The organism is Lacinutrix sp. YIN62, from assembly GCF_057219185.1.
The window spans coordinates 36874-54543 of sequence record NZ_JBXVVH010000012.1; the positions used below are offsets into that span (position 1 = coordinate 36874).

12 protein-coding genes are annotated in these 17670 nt (G+C 33.1%); 9 read left to right on the top strand and 3 right to left on the bottom strand.

Going from position 1 to position 17670, the window contains the following annotated elements; translation table 11 throughout:
• Positions 1 to 19: 19 nt before the first annotated feature.
• From ruvX to mazG, 4 genes are all read left to right on the top strand, one after another.
• A complete protein-coding gene (gene ruvX / locus AC2D8I_RS09535; RefSeq protein WP_484705772.1) occupies positions 20 to 430 on the top strand; it encodes a Holliday junction resolvase RuvX in 411 nt (136 codons plus the stop codon).
• 12 nt (positions 431 to 442) lie between these two features.
• Positions 443 to 1033, top strand: a complete 591-nt coding sequence (def, locus tag AC2D8I_RS09540; RefSeq protein WP_484705773.1) for a peptide deformylase — start codon at positions 443 to 445, stop codon at positions 1031 to 1033.
• Between the two features lie 55 nt (positions 1034 to 1088).
• A complete protein-coding gene (locus tag AC2D8I_RS09545) occupies positions 1089 to 1511 on the top strand; it encodes a DUF5606 family protein (RefSeq protein ID WP_484705774.1) in 423 nt (140 codons plus the stop codon).
• A gap of 158 nt (positions 1512 to 1669) precedes the next feature.
• A complete protein-coding gene (gene mazG, locus AC2D8I_RS09550) occupies positions 1670 to 2443 on the top strand; it encodes a nucleoside triphosphate pyrophosphohydrolase (RefSeq protein ID WP_484705775.1) in 774 nt (257 codons plus the stop codon).
• Between the two features lie 406 nt (positions 2444 to 2849).
• Here the strand turns inward: mazG and AC2D8I_RS09555 are convergent, their stop codons facing one another.
• Positions 2850 to 5606, bottom strand: a complete 2757-nt coding sequence (locus tag AC2D8I_RS09555; RefSeq protein ID WP_484705776.1) for a reprolysin-like metallopeptidase — start codon at positions 5604 to 5606, stop codon at positions 2850 to 2852.
• A 709-nt stretch (positions 5607 to 6315) separates the two neighbouring features.
• On the opposite strand from AC2D8I_RS09555, the gene AC2D8I_RS09560 reads away from it, so the two are divergent.
• Entirely contained in the window at positions 6316 to 7098 is a 783-nt protein-coding gene (locus AC2D8I_RS09560) for an alpha/beta hydrolase (RefSeq protein ID WP_484705777.1), read from the top strand.
• Positions 7099 to 7113: 15 nt separating this feature from the next.
• Here AC2D8I_RS09560 and AC2D8I_RS09565 read toward each other — a convergent pair whose 3' ends face one another.
• Both AC2D8I_RS09565 and gldJ read right to left on the bottom strand, forming a co-directional pair.
• The gene (locus AC2D8I_RS09565) at positions 7114 to 8397 is read right to left on the bottom strand and encodes a UDP-N-acetylmuramoyl-tripeptide--D-alanyl-D-alanine ligase (RefSeq protein ID WP_484705778.1); all 1284 of its coding nucleotides are present in this window, start codon (positions 8395 to 8397) and stop codon (positions 7114 to 7116) included.
• A gap of 131 nt (positions 8398 to 8528) precedes the next feature.
• Entirely contained in the window at positions 8529 to 10211 is a 1683-nt protein-coding gene (gene gldJ / locus AC2D8I_RS09570; protein WP_484705779.1) for a gliding motility lipoprotein GldJ, read from the bottom strand.
• Positions 10212 to 10820: 609 nt separating this feature from the next.
• Between gldJ and porU the strand changes: the two genes are divergently transcribed.
• From porU to pdhA, 4 genes are all read left to right on the top strand, one after another.
• Entirely contained in the window at positions 10821 to 14699 is a 3879-nt protein-coding gene (gene porU, locus AC2D8I_RS09575; RefSeq protein WP_484705780.1) for a type IX secretion system sortase PorU, read from the top strand.
• A gap of 33 nt (positions 14700 to 14732) precedes the next feature.
• Positions 14733 to 15980, top strand: coding sequence for a type IX secretion system outer membrane channel protein PorV (gene porV, locus AC2D8I_RS09580; RefSeq protein ID WP_484705781.1), 1248 nt, complete (start codon positions 14733 to 14735; stop codon positions 15978 to 15980).
• 93 nt (positions 15981 to 16073) lie between these two features.
• A complete protein-coding gene (gene cdd, locus AC2D8I_RS09585) occupies positions 16074 to 16556 on the top strand; it encodes a cytidine deaminase (protein ID WP_484705782.1) in 483 nt (160 codons plus the stop codon).
• A gap of 112 nt (positions 16557 to 16668) precedes the next feature.
• Entirely contained in the window at positions 16669 to 17667 is a 999-nt protein-coding gene (gene pdhA / locus AC2D8I_RS09590; protein WP_484705783.1) for a pyruvate dehydrogenase (acetyl-transferring) E1 component subunit alpha, read from the top strand.
• Positions 17668 to 17670: the final 3 nt, after the last annotated feature.

Genomic DNA, 17670 nt, shown 5'->3' on the forward strand with positions numbered 1-17670 from the left:
ATTTGCACAAAAACTAATAATGGCTCAAATTTTGGCAATAGATTATGGTAAAGTAAGAACAGGCATTGCTGTTACTGATGATATGCAAATTATAGCTTCGGGACTTACGACTGTATCAACTAATAATTTGTTGGATTTTTTGAAAGACTATACTCGTAAAGAAACTGTAGAATTGTTTTTGGTAGGTGCTCCAAAACAAATGAATAATCAAGTTAGTGAAAGTGAAGCGTTAATAGCACCATTTGTTAGTCAGTTAAGAACTTTTTTTCCACAGATACCTATAAAGCGTATCGATGAGCGTTTTACGTCAAAAATAGCAATGCAAAGTATGATTGAAGGCGGCCTAAAGAAAAAGCAAAGGCAAAATAAGGCATTGGTAGATGAAATTAGTGCCACCATAATTTTACAAAGTTACCTGTACAATATATAAATTATAATTTAAATGATATTACCAATTGTCGCTTACGGCGATCCTGTTTTAAAACAAAAGGCCAAAGAGATAACAAAAGACTATCCTAATTTAAAGGAGTTAATAGCGAATATGTATGAGACTATGTATGAGGCTTATGGCTTGGGAATTGCAGCTCCTCAAATAGGCTTAGCAATACGTATGTTTGTAATCGACACGTCTCCTTTTGCAGAAGATGAAGCTTTGGAACAAGAGGAAAGAACGTTCTTAGAAACATTTAAACATACATTTATAAATCCAACAATATTAGAAGAGAGTGGAGAAGAATGGGCTTTTAATGAAGGGTGTTTAAGTATTCCTGATGTAAGGGAAGACGTTTTTAGGAAACCCAAAATTAAAATAGAATATTACGACGCCGATTTTAAAAAACAGATCATGGAATTGGATGGATTAGCAGCGCGTGTTGTTCAGCATGAGTACGACCATATTGAAGGTGTGTTGTTTACAGATAAGTTATCTGCGTTAAAAAAGCGCTTGATAAAAAGTAAGTTAACAAGTATTTCTAAGGGAAAAGTAAAAATAGATTATAGAATGCGTTTCCCAAACCAAAAAAAGAAACGATAAAATTTGTTTAAAAGGGGTGAACACAAGATATTTGTCATCCTTAAAAATAATAGATATGGGATTAGATAAAATATTGGCGATAGCAGGGAAACCTGGGTTATATAAATTAGTAACACAAACTAGAGCAGGTTTTGTAGCCGAATCTTTATTAGATAACCGTAAGATTTCTGTTGGAATACAGCAAAATGTTAGTATCTTAAGTGAGATCGCTATTTATACCTTAACTGAAGAAGTGCCTTTAAGAGCGGTGTTTAAAAAAATAGAAACTAAGGAAGAAGGTGGGCAAACGCGCATAAGTCATAAAGATGGTAAAGGTAAATTGGAGGCGTATTTTTTAGAGGTGTTACCAGATTATGATGAAGATAGAGTGTATGCTAGTGATATTAAAAAAGTATTACAGTGGTATAATATGCTTCAAAAAAACGATTTATTAAATCTTGAAGAAACCGTTGTTTCAGAAGAGGAAGAAGAAAAATAGTATTGAATGCCTTAATATTATAAAAAATCCAGCCTTAGCGCTGGATTTTTTTTGAATTAAAGGTAGCTTCTGTATATCTTTTGCCTATAAGATTAAAAGTGAATAGTAAATAAAACAAAACACAAGCCATTGTGTTTTAATTAAAACAACAGTGAATTATGAGTACTAGAGCTAATCAATTGCGAGCCTTTGATCGTTTATTAACCATTATGGATGAGTTGAGAGCGCAGTGTCCTTGGGATAAAAAGCAAACTATGGAAAGCCTAAGACATTTAACTATAGAGGAAACTTATGAGCTTGGAGATGCTATTTTAGATAATGATTTAGAGGAGGTGAAAAAAGAACTTGGTGATTTAATGCTACATCTTGTTTTTTATGCGAAGATTGGTAGTGAAACCAATAGTTTTGATATCGCTGATGTTTGTAATAGTATTTGTGATAAACTAAAATATAGACATCCTCATATTTATGGAGACGTAAAAGTCGTAGATGAGGAAGAGGTTAAGCAGAATTGGGAGAAACTCAAACTTAAAGAAGGAAAACAGAGCGTGTTAGAAGGTGTGCCTAAAAGTTTACCCGCTCTTGTAAAAGCAAGTAGAATACAAGATAAGGTTGCAGGTGTTGGTTTCGATTGGGAAAAACCAGAACAAGTATGGGAAAAAGTAGAGGAGGAATTGGAAGAATTCAAAACCGAAATAGATAACGGAAATAAAGATGCAATGGAGGATGAATTTGGAGATGTTCTGTTTTCTATGGTAAACTATGCACGATTTTTAAAGATTAATCCTGAAAATGCTTTGGAACGTACAAATAAGAAGTTTATAAAACGCTTTCAATATTTGGAAAATAACGCTAAAAAAAAGAACAAAGCATTAAAAGATATGACGCTTGCAGAGATGAATGTTGTTTGGGAAGAAGCAAAAAAACTATAATTTTAAAAGATTAAAATCCAAAACTAATTTTAATGCGTATATATAACAAAATGACATTATAATATCTTAGAGAAATTAGTTAAAATAATAGCATAAATTTTTAAAATGTCATTTTTTGAAAATAGAATTATTTCTTATTGAGTAAAAAAGAAATAATCGGTTAGTTTAGTTAGGGACCAAAATCCTACTTCTATTAAAGAAGTAGGATTTGGTTTTTTTAAACTATTATAACGGTAGCTTAATTAGGTTTTAAATATAAGAGAATAAAATAAAAAAGGTAGTAATTTTAAATTACTACCTTTAATTTGTTGATTCAGTAACATTAATTTAAGCTGTTACATCAAAGTTCTATTCTAGTTTTTGCAAGGTTCAATTCAAATTGATTGTAATTTTTGTGGAAATCTGATTATTCTTTTACAAATTTCTTTATAATGGTTTTGGTATCATTGGTAAATTCTATAATATACAATGATGGGTTTAAACTGCTAACATCTATGTTTTTTTGACGACCTTCAATAACACCAGATCCTATTTTTTGCCCAGCTATTGTATATAGATTATATTTCATGTTTTTTAACGGTGTTTCAATCGTTAAGTTATTTTGAGCAGGAATAGGGTATATTTTTAAATCACTATTTAAAGCCTTTGTATAAGTAATATTGCTTAGTTCTCGTGCTGCCGTAGGGTCTACAATAGTAATGTTATAATCTTCAACTTCATTTAGTCTATTGTCCTGAGAAAAATTAGTAGGAAAGCCACATGCTGAAGGAGCTTCTCCTCTTATATCGGTTACAATTCGCATACGAATAGCTCCGTTTTCAGTTGAGAAGGGTATTGTGAAGCTTCCAGTAACTTCACCATTATTGGGTTCTGGAGTACCTGTGAAGATTAATTCATTACCCGCATTAGGACTGTCATCTAAAATGCCGTCAGCATTTAAATCTATATAAACTAAGACTCTATAAAATGATTGTATAACGCCTGTTAAATTAACTTTAAAAGATTGTTCTACTCCTTTAGTAACATTGGTTGTAATCGTATTATAAAAAGTATAACCATCATTCTCGGTTGAGTTATTGATATCCCCTAATTCTACTTTATTTATAAACGATGATCTTTGTTCTCCATTCAAGATGATATTTTGAGTTAAGGGCTCACAAAAATCGGAAGCAATTCTAATGTCTCTATCAGAAAGGTCAAAGAAAATATGTCCACGCCCTTGTACCATAACTCTATAGTTTTCACCATCATTAAATGGTACTGTAATATCTTGAGATCCATCATTAGGGGTTCTGTCAGCTAAAATTATCCTGTTTTCAAAGTCTCCATTTTGTATTAAAAAAATATTAACATTTGCAGTATTAATTCCATTTCCAGTAGTACCAGCTACATCCCAAGTAATGGTTTCTGTATTTCCTGCTCTCCAGAAAACTTGATCGCTTTCAAGAATTAAATCTGGATTTTGAGAGGTTATTCTAAATGGTCCAGCATCAGCATTAACAGTAACCTTAGTATCTGCAAAAGTAGTTCGCCCTCCATTTGGATCGTTATCTCTTACTGTTAATCTAAAATCTAATTCTCTAGAAACAGAGGGAAGTACTTCCCATTGATTAGCAGTATTCCCAGCTATTACAGTTTCTAAATTAGGCATAAAGCGGAATCTAGAAGACGATGGAGATACAGATCTAAAGGCAGGTCCATTTACAGAGGTGTCTTGTGGAGGCATAGGCGCCACTTCGTTATTCATTTGCTCAAAGGTGTAAGTCGTTGAACTGTCATTACTACCTTCTCGTGCAGAAAGAATGAAAGGTGTTGAGGCTGGAATGGTTCTATTAGGGAATCTCACTTCAGCGTCTGGTGCTGTTGCATTTCCTGTAGGGGTTAATGTAGCGCAACCTATAGTATTAACAAAAGCCATTATTTCTTGAATATTTATCACATTAAAATAGGAGTCACTATTTGGTTGCACATCAGGGTTGCAGATGCCAGCGTATCCCATAATAGTAGATCCACTACCAGGTTCCACCGATGTTTGATCATTTCTTTGGCAATTTTGACTAAAAAGAGAACTAGGGTTTCCATTGTTTTGGGTGTGATTGGCGCCAAATTGATGCCCTATTTCATGAGCGACATAGTCAATTGCAAAAAAAGGGTAATCTTGTTGACCTTGGAAACTTGAAAAAGCAGCGCCTTTAAAATCGGTGTCGCAAACACTCCCAAGACGATTAACTTGTCCGCCAACACCATCTGAATCAAAGATATGTCCAATATCGTAATTTTGATTACCTATAGTGTTGTTAATAAACGTTTGACCAGAAAGATTGAAAGCTGATGGACCACCGCCGCTTTGTATACCTGGACTAAGTTCAATAAGTTGATCATTATTATCTACTAATTCAAAGTGTATAGAAAGGTCATTTTCGTACACGCCGTTAACTCGTGTAATTTGTGTATTAATACTTGCCATTGTTACAGCTCTTCTTACAGCGTCACTTGTATTTAAGCCTCCAGTTCCATTCATTAAGTTGATTCTATTAGTGTAACGGCTGGTTGCTGTTACTGCTAAACGGTAAGTCCTAAGCATATCGTTATCAAGTTCTCTTTGTTGTGTATTGGTTCTTTTTTTATTATTAGATTCAATACCTTCTACAGAACAAATAAAATCGGGTTTGTTACCTAAGTTCTTTTTTAAATAAGAAGAGTATGTCGAATTATTTATATTATAAGGATCTATTAAACTCATTGGTTTTCCAGGGGCAGTAGTCATTCCATGAAAGCCATCTGGAGCGATGCTAAATCTAATGGTAGCCTCTCCATCAACCTGAATCCCTTTATAAGATTTTATAGAAGGGAATTTAGCGGAAAGTTTAGGGCTCATAGTAGGAGCTTCATACACACGATATGTTTTCATTTCTCCTTTACCATTCGGGAATTGCATTATAAGTCCCGTATTTTTCGAGGATTTAGTATATAATGTGGCTGATTTTATTTGTGCTTTTAATACTGTAAGGTCTAAATTGTATAAATTTTTAATAGGTAGATTCGTCTTATTTTTTTCGAGAACACTACTTTTATTGCTTGTTTTTTTCCAAGGGTTTGCCTCTTGAGACATTCCTATTGTGACCATGAGTAAACTCATAATCAATATAAATTGTGATTTCATATTTTTTTAATTAAGTTAATTTATAATTAATAGTTGTGTTTGCTAAGCGACTTAATTTTGTTTTAAAGGTTATTTGAGATAAACTTTAATTGTGAATAAAGTCTGTTTATTAAATAAATGCAATCTATTTGAACGAAGTCCTTGCTGGGGTTCTGTAGATAATTTTAGGCTGCTTGTATTGGTTAAATTAAATGATTTAATTTAACCAAAATGCGCATTGCAATTTATGTTAAGGGGTTCAACGTAAACGTAATTATTTGCTATATAAAGGGTTTAGATTATTAAATAAGTGAGATGAAATTTCTATCAGACTCCTTCGTTTGGTGGAGAGTACTTTTTTCGTTAGACTAACAATTAGGTCTTTGTTATTTGTTCTTTTCATAATTAAATTTTTTATAAGACAAAATTATTTAAGGCTTAGTAAAAATATTTCACACATTTTTTTTTTTAACAATAAATAAGGATAATTTAACTTTTAGTATGTGATGCTTCATACATTTTAGATAATGACATTAACAAAGCTTTAAGATTTTTTTATTTAAAAAACAGACGTGCTATTTAATCTTACGTAATTGTTTTTAGAATAATTTCCTTACATTAAAGATGTTATAATGCTATGATGGAGTGTGCTTTAGGATTCTAGAGTTAGTAGTTTTTTAACATGTTTTTATTGTTAATTAACTACCTTTAAAATAAAATTAAAATTTATATGAAAATTATTTTATTATCTCTATTTATTGCTACCTTTTGGTTTTGTAATGAAGTTGTTTATTCAGAAAAAAAAGGAATTGAGAGTGCTGAAATTACAGCGCAAAACTTAAAATTATCTGAAAAGAATACGATACAATTTCCTTCCAAAGATGGGATAATGATTACTGCAGATGTTTATAAGGTTAACGATGTTCCTATTTCTATTCTTTTATGTCATCAAGCAGGATTTAGTCGAGGCGAATATATAGATACGGCTTTACGGTTAAATAAGTTGGGATATTCGGTTATGGCAATAGATCAACGTTCGGGAAATATAGCTAATAATGTTGCGAATGAAACAGCCAAGTTAGCTAAATCTAAAAATAAACCAACAGATTTTTTAGATGCAGAACAAGATATTGAAGCAGCGATTGATTACGTGTATTCAGTAAATGGAAATAAACCTTTTCTTTTGTTAGGGAGCTCTTATTCTGCTTCTTTAGCACTTTTAATAGCGACTAAAAATGATAAAATAAATAAAGTAGCCGCTTTTAGCCCTGGTGAGTATTTTAATGAGGTGAATATTCAAGAACGCATAAAAGGTATCAATAAACCTGTATTTGTAACTGCTTCTATGAGCGAAACCTCTGCTTTATCTGTTTTGGTAAGCCAAATAAATAGTAGGGTTCTAACTCATTATAAGCCTATAGAAAAAGGTATTCATGGCTCAAGAGCACTATGGGATACAACATTAGGGACAGAAGGGTATTGGAAGGCTTTCAAGACTTTTTTGAAATCATAACAATAAATGGGGCGTTTAAAGTAGGTCTAAAATACGTTCTAATGCCATGCCTCTGGAGCCTTTTATTAGTAATGTTGCATTCTTTATAGAAATCGTTTTAAAATTAGATTTAAGAGCTTCAAAGGATTGGTATTTTAGAATGTTAGGGGCGTTAATTGTAACCTTGTTAAAGTGTTCTCCTATTAAAATCACAGTGTCAATGTTAAGTGATGAAACCAGTTCTACTAAATTTTGATGTTCATTTTTAGCGGCGTCTCCAAGTTCGAACATATCGCCTAGAAAAGCAATTTTGACTTTGCTTTTAAGGTTAGAAAAGTTGTTTAAAGCAGCTTGCATACTTGTAGGGTTAGCGTTATAAGCGTCTAAAATAATTTTATGTGAAGCTTTTTTTATAACTTGAGAGCGATTGTTGTTTGGAATATAATCTTCTATTGCTGCTTTTATAGCGGAATCTTCTACTTTAAAATAGTTAGCGATACAAATGGCAGCTGATATATTATTAAAATTATATTCACCAATTAATTGACTTTCGATATTTTGATCATTAAATGCCACCTCTACAAAAGGTTGCGCTTGAATAAAATTTATAACGACATCATTTTTTGTGTAAGTTTCGCCAAATGTAATTGTTTTTGCGCCTTTAGAATGTGCTAATTGTTTTTCATCATTGCTATTTATAAAAATAATTTTGTTGTTGGTTTTGAGGTAGCTATAAAGTTCTGTTTTTCCTTTTATTACGCCATCTATTCCTCCAAAGCCTTCAAGATGGGCTTTCCCAAAGTTTGTGATGTAGCCATAGTCGGGTTTCGCAATAGAACAGAGGAATTCAATTTCTTTTAAATGATTTGCTCCCATTTCTATAATACCTATTTCGGTGTTTTTATTCATAGAAAGTAAGGTGAGTGGTACACCAATATGGTTGTTCAAATTGCCAATGGTAGCTGTTGTATTATATTTTTTAGAGAGTGTAGCGTTAATTAGTTCTTTGGTTGTTGTTTTGCCATTACTACCTGTTAAACTTAGTATCGGTATACCTAAGTATTCACGATGATATGCGGACAATTCTTGAAGTGTTTGTAATACATCTTTAACTAATAAGGTTTGAGAAGATAATTGGTGTTTTTCGTCATCTACTACCACGTATTTGGCGCCTTTTTTTAGCGCTTGATTTGCAAACAAATTACCGTTAAAATTCTCTCCTTTTAAAGCAAAGAACATATCACCAGCTTGTACTTTCCTTGTATCTGTAGATGCGTTATTACATTGTAAAAATAGCGCGTGTAATGCTTTAATTGTCATATCGTTTTTAGTGGTTTAGTAAAGGCTTTTAAAGTGTTGAAAGCGGGTAATAATTGTGTTTGAAAAAATAAATGTATAAAAAAAAGTCCTAACTAATTGTTAGGACTTTTAAATATTTATATGATTTAAACTTAGTTTTTAGTTTTGTTATGTCCTTTAGATTTAGAACCTACTCTAGACATTGCACATCTAAAGCCAATGTAATCAGTAGCGATATTCTGCGGGTAATAACGTCTTTGCGCTGGGTCTAACCAGTATTCTCTATCTTTCCAAGATCCTCCTTTATATACACGTACTTCATCATTAATAAGAGAGGTTCTTTTATCAGATTTGTCATACTCTCTAATCATATTTCCTGTTGAATCAACCTCTACAGAGTGTTTAGGAGAGTTATACATTTTTCTAGTTGAAGATTGGTTTTGTTCAGCACCTTCTTCTTCATCAAAACTATCAGAGTAATAACGTGAAGAACGTTTGTCTCCATCTCTAAAGTTTCTATTGTCACTAGTATCAAAATTTGTTCTTAAATAAGTTTCATCCATATCTACAGGAACTTGAGCAATTTCACCAGGTAAATCTCTTGCAATTACCTTTCCATTTGCTAAAGTGTCATAAACGATATCTTCGGTAGTTACAATCTTTACTGTACCATCATCATTAATGGCGTTTTTTGTGTAAACATTTCCACGGTAGTAATTAAAGTCATTAAAGTCATCATCTACTATAGGACGGTAAACATCGGCAACCCATTCTGCAACATTTCCAGCCATATCATACAAACCAAAAGAGTTTGGTGCGTAAGTTTTTACTTGGGCTGTAATATCGGCATTATCATCGGACCATCCAGCGATACCTCCATAATCTCCTTTTCCTTGCTTAAAGTTTGCCAATTGATCTCCACGAACTTTACGTTTTCCTGAACGTGTATATTGTCCATTCCAAGGGTATTTTTTTCTACCTCTATAGGTATTGTAGCTTCTTATTTCAGAAAGACCTAAAGCGGCATATTCCCATTCAGCTTCAGTAGGAAGTCTGTATTTAGGAGAAATGATTCCTGTTTGTCTAGATGCAAAAACATTTATTTCGTTTCCATCAGCATCTACTTGGGGTCTTAAGTTGCCACCTCTTAAAATATCTTCATTACCGCCATAAGTTTGTGTTGGAGTATTTATGTAGGTATCTGTGCTAAAATTAGCATCGGCAGTTGCTTCATATTGGCTGTTTTCTTTTAAATAGCCTTCTTTTTGCAAACTTAATTCATTAAATCGATCTGTTCTCCAGTTTGCAAATTCTACAGCTTGAATCCAGCTTACACCAACAACAGGGTATTCTCCATAACCTGGGTGGCGCAAGTAGTTATTGGTCATAACTTCATTATAGCCTAATCTATTTCTCCATACTAAAGTATCCGGTACAACGCCATCATATATTTTTCTGAAGTTTTCATCTTCTGGTGGATAAACAGTTTTTATCCAATGTAGATATTCCATATACATTTTGTTGGTAACTTCTGTTTCGTCCATATAAAACGATTGAACATGTTGTTGGTTTGGAGTATTGTTCCAGTCATGCATAACATCATCTTGAACCCTTCCCATAGTGAAAGTTCCGCCTTCAACAAATACTAGTCCTGGAGCCGTTTCTTGCTCTTTAAATTTGGTGTTGTATTGAAAACCCCCTTCTTGAGCATTAATTTGCCATCCAGTTGCTCTTGATGTGTTGGAGCCACCTCCAGATCTTTTACAACCTACCAAGGTTAGCGAAATCGCTAAAATTAGAATAAGCCTTGATACAATTACTTTTTTCATATTCATACGTTTAAGTAAGCTAATTATGTTTTTTGGAGTTGCAATATAACAATTATACGTAACTCTGCAAGGTTAAATTGAGAAATTTGAACAAAAAAAATCGCATTTCATCCTGTTTATCTGCTTTATAACGATGTTTTTCGTGGTTTATCGTTCTTTAAAATGGATAACGCTCTTTAGAATTATTTAGTATCATAATTATGAAATATTTTATGAAATAATTAGGAAATAAATTAAAAGTATTAGTGAGTTTCTTTGATATTAATAATAAAATAACAGGTTTAAATGCATAGTTCCTACTTTTAATGAATTTTAAAAGTATATTTTAGTTTAAAGATAAAATACGGTTAAAGGAATTGTTTTCACAGATTTAAAAGCGAACCATCATAATTAGGATGCGTTGTTTTATAAAATTGAAAAGACTATGGTGTCTTATCTAAGTAAGACAATGGGAAGCATTTCAGTTTTTAGTCGTTTAATTAAAAGTGAAATATAAGATTTTATGGCTGTTGTGAGTTGTTTTATATTAGAATTATTGTCGTAATTTTGCTCCGATTTTTAAATAATTTTATAAAAACCGATAATAACACTTAAATAATTACGTTATTTATGTTAATGAAAAAGAATTTATTATTTGTAATGCTAACCTGTGCTATTGCTTTTTCTCAGCAAAAAAAGGTTAATTTAATATGGGAGGATGCTCAGACAATAGCTACAGAAAGTTACCTTTTTAAGGTACCTGTTTTCTCTCCTAAAGAACATTGTCATTACAGTCTTGATAAAGGGGTAGAATATATAGAACAGTGGGTAGTGAATACACCAATCGACGAAAGTTCTATAGCTATAAGTAATGTCGTTTATAGTTCTATATCAAGTTTAGAATTAGAAGGGATAAGTACTAAAACAATTCCTAATGAAATTCAATATTCTTTAAAAAATTCAAAAGCGAGACATAAGCTATATGCTATGTTAAAGGTGTCTGCCATAATTAAAGACGGTAAAGGCACTTTTAAAAAAGTAGAGTCTTTTACTATTAATTATAAAACTTCAAATAGAAGTTCAAGAGCTTCACAGACTCAACGAATGGCTATTTCTAATTCTGTGTTACGTAATGGATCATGGTATAAGTTCGCTATAGATAAATCTGGGGTTTTTAAATTAAGTAAGTCTTATTTGGATGCATTAGGGATAAATACTGAAGGATTGGATCCACGAAGTATAAGGATTTATGGAAATGGAGGGAAAATGTTGCCATATAGCAATGCTATTAATTATCCTTTAGATCCTGTTGAAAATGCTATAACAGTGGTCGGAGAAAGCGATGGAGTGTTTAATGATGGGGATTATGTTTTGTTCTATGGTGAAGGGCCACAAGGGAATGTTGATGATATAACTATAAATACAAATATAAATCCATATATAGATGCCGTTTATTATTATATAAATGTAGGAAACGGGCCTGGGAAGCGCATACAGCCTATGGTACAAGCTTCTGGTTCTGTAGATATGGTTGTTAACACTTTTCAAGATTACCAATATCATGAAGTAGATGAGAAGAGTTTGGCTTTTGTAGGAAGACGTTGGTTTGGAGATGAATTTGATGTTGAAACGAGCAAAACGTTCGGGTTTAATTTTCCTAATTTAGTGTCATCAATACCCGTTGATATTAAGGTGATTGGAGCATCTACATCAGCAAATAATTCTAATATGCAGGTTCGCTTGAATAACGTGCTTGTGGGGACCTTTTTTATTCCTGCAGCTTTAGATCCTAACCTTGCTTCTGAAGGCTCTTTTGTTGGAACTGTTAATTCAGCTTCAGATAATGTAACACTAAAAATAGATTATGATAAATTAGGAAACCCTAGTGCAGTAGGCTATTTAGATTATATATCACTTAAAGCAACACGGAATTTAGCTTTTGCTGGAAATCAGTTTAAGTTCAATAATGAAACTACAATTGGAGGGGCAGGAATTGCTCAATATAATGTAAGTAATACAGCAAGTGTATCACAAATTTGGAATATTACAGATTTGAATAATATTACAAAAATAGAAAATGGAGGTGCTTCATCCATGAGCTTTAAAACCTCTTTGGGAGAGCTTAAGACATTTGTAGCTGTGACTAGTTCAGATTTTTATGAACCTTTAGAACCTATAAATAGTACTGTAAGTAATCAAAATATAAAAGGAACTGTTTTTCAAAATAGCCAAGGCGTTTTTCAAGATATTGATTACCTTATTGTAACGCCTTCTACTCATTACGCGCAAGCCAAACGATTAGCAGCGATAAATAGGGTGCAAAATAATTTAAATGTAAAAGTTTTGACCGTTGAATCTATTTATGCTGAGTTTAGCAGCGGTAATATGGATATTTCAGCAATTCGAAATTTTGTTAAGTACGTATACGATAATGCTAGTACACCAGAAAAGAGAGTGCGATATTTATGTTTATTTGGCGATAGTTCTTTTGATTATAAAGGCCGTATATCTTCAAATACTTATAATTTACCTACATGGAATGCATACAATAGTTTTAATTTAACAAATTCATTCGTTTCCGATGATTTTTATGGAATGATGGATGATACCGAAGGAAATTTACAAGCAACAGACAAATTAGATATCGCTATTGGGCGAATTTTGGCAGATTCTCCTTTAAAGGCAAAACAAGCGGTAGATAAGGTTGCAACCTATTATTCTAGAGAAGCTTTTGGTAGTTGGAGGAATAATTTTGTAGTAATCTCAGACGATGTTGATGAAGCATGGGAGAGTTCTTTGCAAAATACTACGGATCAGATTGGGGATGAAGTAACGGCAGAAAAGCCATTTATAAATGTCGTTAAAATTCATTCAGATGCTTTTCAACAGCAGGCTTCGGCAGGAGGAGACCGTTATCCAGATGTAACAACAGCAATATCAAATGCTGTTGAAAATGGCGCTTTAGTGGTTAATTATTTTGGACATGGAGGAGAGGATGGTTTTGCTTCCGAACGATTTTTTCAAAAACCAGATGTGTTAGCACTTCGTAATGAATTTAGGTTAAGTTGTTTTGTAACAGTAACATGTGAATATACTAAGTTTGATAATCCATTGAAAGAGACGGCAGGAGAGTTAGTGTATTGGAATAATGATGGAGGTGCAGTTGCATTAATAACAACTACACGTCAAGTATTTGTAAGTGTTGGGATTGTCTTTAATAAAGTACTAGAAAGCTACTTGTTTTCTTTTAACGATACAGATGCTTATAGTGATCATGAATACCCAACTATTGCTGAAGCTTTGCGTTTAACGAAAAATGATCCTGCCATTGCTGGAATAAGTCAAAAGTATTTGGTGTTTTTTATTGGTGATCCAGCAATGCGATTGGCATTTCCGAAACCAAATGTAAGATTAACAAAGGTAAATGATGTGCCAGTTACAGAATCTACAGATGTATTGGAAGCTTTGAGTTATACAAAATTAGCTGGAGAAGTAACAGATTTTGAAGGAAATTTATTGTCAAATTATAATGGGGTTGTGACAACAACTATTTATGATAAGCCAATACAACGTCAAACTTTAGGGAATGATAATGTAACATCTGGCGGGAGTCCTATTATTTTAGATTATGAAACTTTAGGTGTGGTGGTGTTTAGAGGGCAAGCTTCTGTAGTAAACGGGAAGTTTGAATTTGATTTCGTAGTGCCAAGAGATATTGGTATTCCTATTGGGTATGGCAAAGCTAGTTTTTATGCTTCAAGGGATATTCCATTATCAGATCAAACAGGAGCTACAATAAATACCTTGCAAATTGGTGGACTGAATGAGAACGCACCAGAGGATAATATAGGGCCAATTATTAATTTATTTATGAACGATGAAAATTTTGCGCCTGGAGGAGTGACCAATGAATCTCCAAATTTGTTGGTTAAGCTTCAAGATGAAAATGGAATCAATACGGCTAGCGGTATAGGGCATGATATTGTTGCTATTTTAGATGGAGATGAAGTAAATCCCTTTGTGTTGAATAATTATTATTCTACAGAAATAGACGATTATACTAGAGGAAGTCTTAGTTTTCCTTTTAGAGATTTAGAGCCAGGGCTACATACTTTAACAGTAAAAGCTTGGGATGTATATAATAATTCTTCAACAGCTGAGTTACAGTTTGTAGTTTTTAATGAGAATGAGCACTTGGTAATAGATAATGTATTGAATTATCCGAATCCTTTTGTTAATTATACAGAGTTTTGGTTTAACCATAATAGCTCGGAGATTTTAGATATTTCTGTACAAATATTTACAGTGTCAGGGAAATTAGTTAGAACCTTAAACGGACAGAGTGTTGGGGCTCGAGGTGGGGATTTTAGTTCAACCTCTAGGGATATTATATGGGACGGTAGAGATGATTATGGTGATAAAATAGGGAAAGGAACATATGTCTATAAGCTAACAGTGCATTCGAGTGTGACAAACAAAACTGTGGAAAAAATTGAGAAACTTGTAATCCTTTAATAAAAAATTATATTTGTAAAATAAAATGAATCTATGAAGAATAATATCATATTAGCTATAGTGCTACTTATTGTGTTAAAAATGAGTGCACAAGCCACCCCTACTACTATAATACCTAATAATCAGGATAGTAGAGTGATAACTACAGGGATGCCGTTTTTATTGATAGCCCCAGACGCAAGATCTGCAGGAATGGGAGATATGGGAGTTGCTACTTCTCCAGATGCTTTTGCTCAAAAATGGAATTCATCTAAAAATGTATTTGCGACCTCAAAAGCAGGGGTGTCTTTAAGTTATACGCCTTATTTAAGTAAATTAGTTAATGACATCGGTATTGGATATTTGTCTTATTTTAATAGATTAAATGAGCAAAGTGCTTTTGGAGCAAGTTTGACTTATTTTAGTTTAGGTGAAATTGAATTTGTTGAATCGGCAAATTCAGAACCATTAATCCAAAAACCCAATGAACTGGCATTAGATGTTTCTTATGCATTGCGGTTGAGTGATCAGTTTGGAATGTCGGTTGCAATGCGGTACTTACGTTCAGATTTAAAACTAAATATTGATAATCAAGATATCAGTGCAGCGAGTACTTTTGGCGTGGATATTAATGGGTATTATCAAAGTGAGGAAGAAGCTTATAATGATTTTAATGGGCGTTGGAGAGCAGGATTTGCAATACAAAATCTAGGGCCTAAATTTAAGTATGATGAAGGCGGTGAAGATAATTTTCAACCTACTAATTTGCGAATAGGAGCAGGATTTGATTTTATTTTTGATCAATATAATAAAGTGGCAGTTACTGCAGAAGTTTCTAAATTATTAGTACCTACACCTCCAAAATATGGGACGGAAGTGGAATTTGTAGATAATAATGGAAATGGCGTTTATGATGAAGATGTTGACGAATTAGGTGCGACAGTAAATAATGATGTAATAATAGAAGGACAAGATCCTGATGTCAGTTTTATTTCTGGAGTTTTTCAATCCTTTGGAGATGCTCCTGGTGGTTTTAGCGAAGAGTTGAAAGAATTTACTTATGCCTTAGGCGCAGAGTACTTATACCAAGATTCTTTTGCTTTTAGAGCAGGGTATTTTAATGAAAATGAAAGTAAAGGAGCACGTAAATTTTTTGCTTTAGGAGCTGGGTTTAAATATAATGTGATAAATGTTGATTTGTCTTATTTATTCTCGTCATCTAATGTGCAAAGCCCATTGGAAAATACATTGCGCTTTTCTTTAACATTTAACTTAGGGGCAGGAGAGTATTCAGAATATTAAAAGCACAATATTTTAAGAATATTAAAAACTATTGCGATAAGCAATAGTTTTTTTGTCTAAATTAGTATTAGAAAATATTAGGTATAACGATTTATGAAGGAAGTAAAAATAGAATCTACATTATATGTCTATGATTCCATAGGAGAACTATCAGAAAGTGTAAGAGATTTAATGAAGAAAGCGGTAGAAGCTAGAAATAAAGCATACGCACCTTACTCCAAGTTTAATGTAGGAGCAGCTTTATTGTTAGATAATGGAGAAGTGATTTTGGGGAGTAATCAAGAGAACGCGTCTTACCCATCAGGCTTATGCGCAGAAAGAACAGCTATTTATTATGCGGGTGCAACTTACCCTAAAGCTCAAATTATTAAAATGGCTATAACTGCAGCTTCTCAAAATCAAAAAACAACAGCGCCAATTCCTCCATGTGGCGCTTGTAGGCAAGCAATAGCCGAATACGAGATAAAACAAGAGGAATCTATAGAGATTTATTTTATGGGAGAAACAGGAACAGTAGCCAAATCGAACTCGTTAGCAAATTTGTTACCGCTGGTTTTTGATAAATCAGCACTATAATATTTTGAAATAATGAAGAGGAATCTTCTAAAATTTTACGAATAACAGTTTTTTCATTACTAACTAAAGTGTTACTTTTGTTATTCGTTTATTTTTAAAGAAAACGTTACCAATGCAAAAAATCACAAAAGAGACTTACCTTAAATGGTATGAAGATATGTTGTTCTGGAGAAAGTTTGAAGACAAGCTTGCTGCAGTATATATTCAACAAAAAGTAAGAGGATTTCTTCACTTATACAATGGTCAAGAAGCAGTGTTAGCAGGAGCTTTGCATGCTATGGATTTGACTAAAGATAAAATGATAACTGCGTATAGGAATCACGTACAACCCATTGGAATGGGAGTCGATCCTAAGCGCGTAATGGCAGAATTATACGGAAAAGCAACAGGGACATCTAAAGGATTAGGAGGTTCTATGCATATTTTCTCTAAAGAACATCGCTTTTATGGAGGACATGGTATCGTTGGAGGTCAAATACCGCTAGGAGCAGGGATAGCCTTTGGTGATAAATATCACGATCAAGATGCAGTAACAATATGTTGCTTTGGTGATGGTGCGGCAAGACAAGGGTCGCTTCATGAGACATTTAATCTAGCAATGTTATGGAAATTACCTGTGGTTTTTGTTTGTGAAAACAATGGGTATGCAATGGGAACATCGGTAGAACGTACAGCAAATCATACAGATATATGGAAACTAGGAAGAGGGTATGAAATGCCTTCTGGACCTGTTGACGGGATGAATCCTATAAAAGTAGCTGAAGCGTTTGATGAAGCTATTTCTAGAGCACGCCGTGGCGATGGCCCAACATTTTTGGAGGTTAAAACATACCGATATAGGGGGCATTCAATGAGTGATGCGCAGCATTACAGAACCAAAGAAGAAGTAGAGGAATACAAGAAAATTGATCCTATTAAACAAGTAAAAGATGTTATACTTGAGGAGAAATATGCTACAGAAAAAGAGATTAAAGAAATAGATAAGCGTGTTAAGGATCTTGTTTCAGAATGTGAAAAATTTGCAGAAGAATCGCCTTACCCAGATAAAAATGTAATGTATGATGCTGTCTATGAACAAGAAGATTACCCATTCATTCAGCATAAAATATAAATT

Bases quoted from the DNA above. Each gene is read 5' to 3' on its own strand.
- porV (WP_484705781.1), top strand. From the start codon at position 14,733: ATGAAGAATAATATCATATTAGCTATAGTGCTACTTATTGTGTTAAAA.
- mazG (WP_484705775.1), top strand. From the start codon at position 1,670: ATGAGTACTAGAGCTAATCAATTGCGAGCCTTTGATCGTTTATTAACC.
- porU (WP_484705780.1), top strand. From the start codon at position 10,821: ATGAAAAAGAATTTATTATTTGTAATGCTAACCTGTGCTATTGCTTTT.
- gldJ (WP_484705779.1), bottom strand. From the start codon at position 10,211: ATGAATATGAAAAAAGTAATTGTATCAAGGCTTATTCTAATTTTAGCG.
- AC2D8I_RS09555 (WP_484705776.1), bottom strand. From the start codon at position 5,606: ATGAAATCACAATTTATATTGATTATGAGTTTACTCATGGTCACAATA.
- AC2D8I_RS09560 (WP_484705777.1), top strand. From the start codon at position 6,316: ATGAAAATTATTTTATTATCTCTATTTATTGCTACCTTTTGGTTTTGT.
- def (WP_484705773.1), top strand. From the start codon at position 443: ATGATATTACCAATTGTCGCTTACGGCGATCCTGTTTTAAAACAAAAG.
- ruvX (WP_484705772.1), top strand. From the start codon at position 20: ATGGCTCAAATTTTGGCAATAGATTATGGTAAAGTAAGAACAGGCATT.
- AC2D8I_RS09545 (WP_484705774.1), top strand. From the start codon at position 1,089: ATGGGATTAGATAAAATATTGGCGATAGCAGGGAAACCTGGGTTATAT.
- pdhA (WP_484705783.1), top strand. From the start codon at position 16,669: ATGCAAAAAATCACAAAAGAGACTTACCTTAAATGGTATGAAGATATG.
- cdd (WP_484705782.1), top strand. From the start codon at position 16,074: ATGAAGGAAGTAAAAATAGAATCTACATTATATGTCTATGATTCCATA.
- AC2D8I_RS09565 (WP_484705778.1), bottom strand. From the start codon at position 8,397: ATGACAATTAAAGCATTACACGCGCTATTTTTACAATGTAATAACGCA.